A 4,523-nucleotide genomic window follows, 5' to 3' on the forward strand; every position below is an offset into this window, starting at 1 on the left:
CGCGGGGCCATTGGCCCGGGGCTCGTTGCGGCGGTTGGCCCTGGGCTCGTTCGGGCGGTTGGCCGAGGGTCCGGCGGGAGGGTTTTTATAACGATTATCGGCCATTCGACGGGTGCAGAAAGGTCAAATTTACACAATGGGGGCGGGATGCGGGGAACGATTATCGAACGTCATGCAGCGCGCGGCGAAGCATCTTTACTGCGCAACGCAACTCAATCGATTGAATTACTGCCTGCGGGCAAGATGCTTCGTCGCGCGCTGCATGACGTTCTTTCATTTCTTCCAATTCCCTCCCTTCCACTCCTCTTACCTCCACACCCTTCTCCCCCACCCTAGCTGCGCGGATGATACTCGGTAATGACCTGCCGCAGAAAGTCGCGGTCGAGGTGGGTGTAGATTTCGGTAGTCGTAATGCTGGCGTGGCCCAGCATCTCCTGCACGGCGCGCAGGTCGGCCCCGCCTTCGATGAGGTGCGTGGCGAAGGAGTGGCGCAGGGTATGCGGGCTGATGGTTTTGCGCAGGCCCGCCTGCTCGGCCAGCTTCTTGAGCGTGGTGAAGACGGTGATGCGCGAGAGCGGCCGGCCGCGCTGGCTCAGAAAGGCAAAATCTTCGGCGCCGGGCTTGATGTCGAGGTGGCCGCGCACGCCGCTGAGGTAGAAGTTGAGGTGCTTGAGGGCTTCGCGGCCAACGGGCACGAGACGCTCCTTGTTGCCCTTGCCTACCACTTTCATAAAGCCGTCGTCGGCGTAGATGTTGCTCAGGCGCAGGTCGCAGAGCTCGCTCACGCGCAGGCCCGACGAGTACAGCACTTCGAGCAGGGCGCGGGTGCGCAGGCCCTCGTCGGTGCTCAGGTCGATGGCGGCTAGCAGTTGCTCTACTTCGGGGTAGCTGAGAGTATCGGGCAGGTGGCGGCCGGTTTTGGGGGCTTCAAGCGTGTCGGTGGGGTCGATTTTCAGCAGGTCTTCCATGATGAGGAAGCTGAAAAACGCTTTCAGGCCAGAGAGCGTACGGGCTTGCGAGGTGGCGCTCAGGCCCAGCCCCTGCAGCGTAGCCAGAAACTCGCGCAGCACTTCGGTGCTCACCTGCGTGGGGCCGATGTGAAGTTTCTGGATAATCAGAAACTGCTGGAGCTTACCGATGTCGCGCACGTAGGCTTCGACCGAGTTGGGCGAGAGCGACTTTTCGAGGCGCAGGTAGCCGTCGAACTGTTTGAGGGCTTGGGGCCAGGTCATGGGTTTAGGATTGTATGGCCCAAAGAACGGATGTAGAGACGCGACACTTCGCGTCTTATCGTTCGCGCCATTCGAGAAATGTCGTGGGCTGTCGTTCTGGTATCGTTCAACGAAGAGACGCGAAGTGTCGCGTCTCTACATCCGTTCTTTGGGCTTCAAACCCTTCGATATGGACATTCTCATCCTCAACGGCCCAAACCTCAACCTGCTCGGCCGCCGCGAGCCCGGCATCTACGGCAACCGCTCGTTCGACGACTTTTTCCCCGAGCTGCAGGAGGCTTTTCCGCAGCTAAAGCTGACGCATTTCCAGAGCAACCACGAGGGCGTGCTGATTGATAAGCTACACGAAATCGGCTTCAGCCACCACGGCATCGTGCTCAATGCCGGCGGCTACACCCACACCAGCGTGGCTTTGGCCGATGCCGTGGCCGCCATCAGCGCGCCCGTGGTGGAGGTGCATCTGAGCAACCTGCACGCCCGCGAGGAGTTCCGCCAGAAAAGCCTGCTGGGGCGCAACTGCGTGGGCAGCATCAGCGGCTTTGGGCTCGAGAGCTACCGCTTGGCCGTGCAGTGGTTCCTAAACCAGCAGCCCAAACGCGTCGGGTTTCGGGTATAGCCGGCCCCACGGTTTGAGGCGGATTTTTCGGATTTCCCGGATTTTGTAGGCGGAAGTCTGCGACCTTTGTGCCTACTAACTTTCCGGCCCGCTACACGCTTTCCCCAGCGCCTGCGTTGAAGCCGGCAGGTTGCCACAGCCGTAAGGCTGCCGGCAAATTCGTGCAATCCGATAAATCCGCGTCAAGCCGCGGTTCCGACCATGTATACCTTCAATCCCGGGCCTTCGGCCGTATATCCCGCCGTTCGGCAGTACCTCACCGATGCTTTCGATGAGGGCTGGCTCTCGGCCCCGCACCGCTCCGAAAAAGTAACGGCCCTGGTACGCCAGACCGTTACCGACCTCAAAGCCAAGCTCAACGTGCCGCAGGACTACACCGTCCTGTTCACCGGCTCGGCCACCGAGTGCTGGGAGATTCTGGCCCAGAGCCTCACGCCGCGCCGCTCGTTTCACCTCTACAACGGCGACTTCGGCGAGAAGTGGTACAAGTATGCCAAGGCCATCCGGCCGGCCAGCACGGGCCTGCAGTTCGGCCTCGACGAGCTGCCCGACATCGCCAGCCTGCCCTTCGCCCCCGACGATACCGACCTCGTCTGCATCACCCAGAACGAAACCAGCACCGCCACCCAGCTGCGCGAAGGCTTCATCCTGAACCTCTACAACCGCCTCGGCGGGGCCCTGCTGGCTGTGGATGCCACCAGCTCGCTGGCCGGCCTCAACCTGAAGTACATCAAGGCCGACGTGTGGTACGGCTCGGTGCAGAAGTGCTTCGGCCTACCCGCCGGCCTGGGCGTGATGATACTCTCGCCCCGCGCCGTGGCCCAGGCCAAGCTCGTGAACGACCGCGCCCACTACAACGCGCTGCCCGCCATGCTGAGCCAGATGTTGAACCACCAAACCAACTACACGCCCAACGTGCTGGGCATCTACCTGCTCAGCCGCGTGCTGGCCGACCGCGAGCCCATCAAAGCCGTGGCCCAGCACCTGGCCGAGCGCGCCGAGAAGCTCTACGCCTTCTTCGACCAGGCCACCCCGCTCGCGCCCTTCGTGCACAACCCCGAAACGCGAAGCACCACCGTCATCGGCCTGGCCGGCGACGCGGCCCTCATCGACGAAATCAAAACCAAAGCCAAGGAAGCCGGCCTGCAGCTAGGCAGCGGCTACGGCCCGCTGAAAAACACCACTGTGCGCATCGCCAATTTCCCGGCCGTGCCCGATGCGGCTTTTGAAGCGCTGGTGCAGTTTTTCGCCAAGGAATACCCTAACTAAAGGTCGAGTTTTGAGGGTTGAATGTTGAGTTTTTTGGCAGATGACAGCCGCTTTGCCCGAGTAAAGCGCCTTCAGAATATCTTCTTCAACTCAACATTCAGCCCTCAGCATTCAACCCCTCCACCATGTTCAACCTCCAACAAATCTTCTCCGTCACACTCACGCTCTTTGCCGTGATTGACATCGTGGGTTCCATCCCGATAATCATTCAGATTCGGCAGCGCGAGGGCGAAATCAAGGCCGAGCTGGCCACGGTGGTGGCCGGCTGCCTGATGGTGGCCTTCCTGTTTCTGGGCCAGAGCATTTTGCGCCTGTTCGGGGTTGACAACGAGAGTTTTGCGCTGGCCGGCGCGGTGCTCATCTTCCTCATCGGGTTGGAAATGATACTGGGAATCGAGCTGTTCAAGTCCGACCTGTCGGGCAGCACCGGCTCCATTGTGCCACTGGCGTTTCCGCTCATCGTGGGGGCCGGCACCATGACCACGCTGCTCTCGCTGCGCGCGGCCTACACCCTGCCCAACATCCTGGTGGGCATCCTGCTCAACCTCGTGTTCGTGTACGCCGTGCTCAAAACCAGCCCCTGGATTGAGCGCAAACTCGGCAAAGCCGGCGAAGACGTGCTGCGCCGCGTGTTCGGCGTCATCCTGCTGGCCATCGCCATTAAGCTGTTTAAAGCCAATTTTTAGTGCTTAGTTGTTGGTACTTGGTGCTTGGCTTGTTCTACTGAACATATCTGCACCATGCACCAAGCACCAGGCACCAAGCACCAAGCACCAATATGATTCACCTGTTCACCGACGGCTCGGCGCGCGGCAACCCGGGCCCGGGCGGCTACGGCGCCATTCTGCGCTACGGCCCGCACGAGAAGGAGCTTACCCAGGGCTTCCGCCGCACCACCAACAACCGCATGGAATTGCTCGCCGTCATCGTCGGCCTCGAGGCCGTGACGCGCCCCGAGCTGCCCATCCGCGTCGTATCCGATTCCAAGTATGTGGTCGATGCCGTGGAGAAGAAGTGGGTTTTCGGCTGGGCCGCTAAATCCGATTTCGGCAAAAAGGCCAACGAGGACCTGTGGCGGCGCTTCCTGCGCATCTATAAGCAGCGCAAGGTCACCTTTCACTGGATAAAAGGCCACGCTGGCCACGCCGAAAACGAGCGTTGCGACGTGCTGGCCGTGCAAAGCGCGCTGGGCAAAGGACTGTTAGTGGATGAGGGCTATGAGTCCATCGAAGCCACAAAGTCACTGCTTTAGCCATTTCATGCCCAACGACTACTTCCAGTTTCAGCAGTTCCGCATCGAGCAGGGCGACTGCGCCATGAAGGTGAGCACCGACGCCTGCCTGCTGGGCGCCAGCGCCGACCTCACCGGCGCCACCCGCCTGCTCGACATCGGCACCGGCACCGGC

General features: G+C 61.1%; 5 protein-coding genes. 4 read left to right on the forward strand and 1 reads right to left on the reverse strand.

Annotated features, from left to right (window positions below):
• Positions 1-332: 332 nt before the first annotated feature.
• Positions 333-1,232 carry a site-specific tyrosine recombinase gene (gene xerD, locus ACYVDE_RS15175; protein ID WP_460502382.1) on the reverse strand — a complete coding sequence of 300 codons (900 nt, stop codon included), beginning with the start codon at positions 1,230-1,232 and terminating at the stop codon, positions 333-335.
• 169 nt (positions 1,233-1,401) lie between these two features.
• Between xerD and aroQ the strand changes: the two genes are divergently transcribed.
• The 4 genes from aroQ to rnhA all read left to right on the forward strand — a co-directional run bounded on the left by aroQ (position 1,402) and on the right by rnhA (position 4,369).
• Positions 1,402-1,848 (forward strand): type II 3-dehydroquinate dehydratase, encoded by a 447-nt coding sequence (gene aroQ, locus ACYVDE_RS15180; protein WP_460502383.1) that lies wholly within the window; start codon positions 1,402-1,404, stop codon positions 1,846-1,848.
• A 201-nt stretch (positions 1,849-2,049) separates the two neighbouring features.
• Positions 2,050-3,117, forward strand: coding sequence for an aminotransferase class V-fold PLP-dependent enzyme (locus ACYVDE_RS15185; protein WP_460502384.1), 1,068 nt, complete (start codon positions 2,050-2,052; stop codon positions 3,115-3,117).
• A gap of 125 nt (positions 3,118-3,242) precedes the next feature.
• The gene (locus tag ACYVDE_RS15190) at positions 3,243-3,803 is read left to right on the forward strand and encodes a MarC family protein (RefSeq protein ID WP_460502385.1); all 561 of its coding nucleotides are present in this window, start codon (positions 3,243-3,245) and stop codon (positions 3,801-3,803) included.
• 92 nt (positions 3,804-3,895) lie between these two features.
• The gene (gene rnhA, locus ACYVDE_RS15195) at positions 3,896-4,369 is read left to right on the forward strand and encodes a ribonuclease H family protein (RefSeq protein ID WP_460502386.1); all 474 of its coding nucleotides are present in this window, start codon (positions 3,896-3,898) and stop codon (positions 4,367-4,369) included.
• The last annotated feature ends 154 nt before the right edge of the window (positions 4,370-4,523 follow it).

The organism is Hymenobacter agri, from assembly GCF_054778495.1.

What these genes read in the sequence shown, in the direction of transcription:
- xerD (WP_460502382.1), bottom strand. Translation starts at nt 1,232, where the DNA reads ATGACCTGGCCCCAAGCCCTCAAACAGTTCGACGGCTACCTGCGCCTC.
- aroQ (WP_460502383.1), top strand. Translation starts at nt 1,402, where the DNA reads ATGGACATTCTCATCCTCAACGGCCCAAACCTCAACCTGCTCGGCCGC.
- ACYVDE_RS15185 (WP_460502384.1), top strand. Translation starts at nt 2,050, where the DNA reads ATGTATACCTTCAATCCCGGGCCTTCGGCCGTATATCCCGCCGTTCGG.
- ACYVDE_RS15190 (WP_460502385.1), top strand. Translation starts at nt 3,243, where the DNA reads ATGTTCAACCTCCAACAAATCTTCTCCGTCACACTCACGCTCTTTGCC.
- rnhA (WP_460502386.1), top strand. Translation starts at nt 3,896, where the DNA reads ATGATTCACCTGTTCACCGACGGCTCGGCGCGCGGCAACCCGGGCCCG.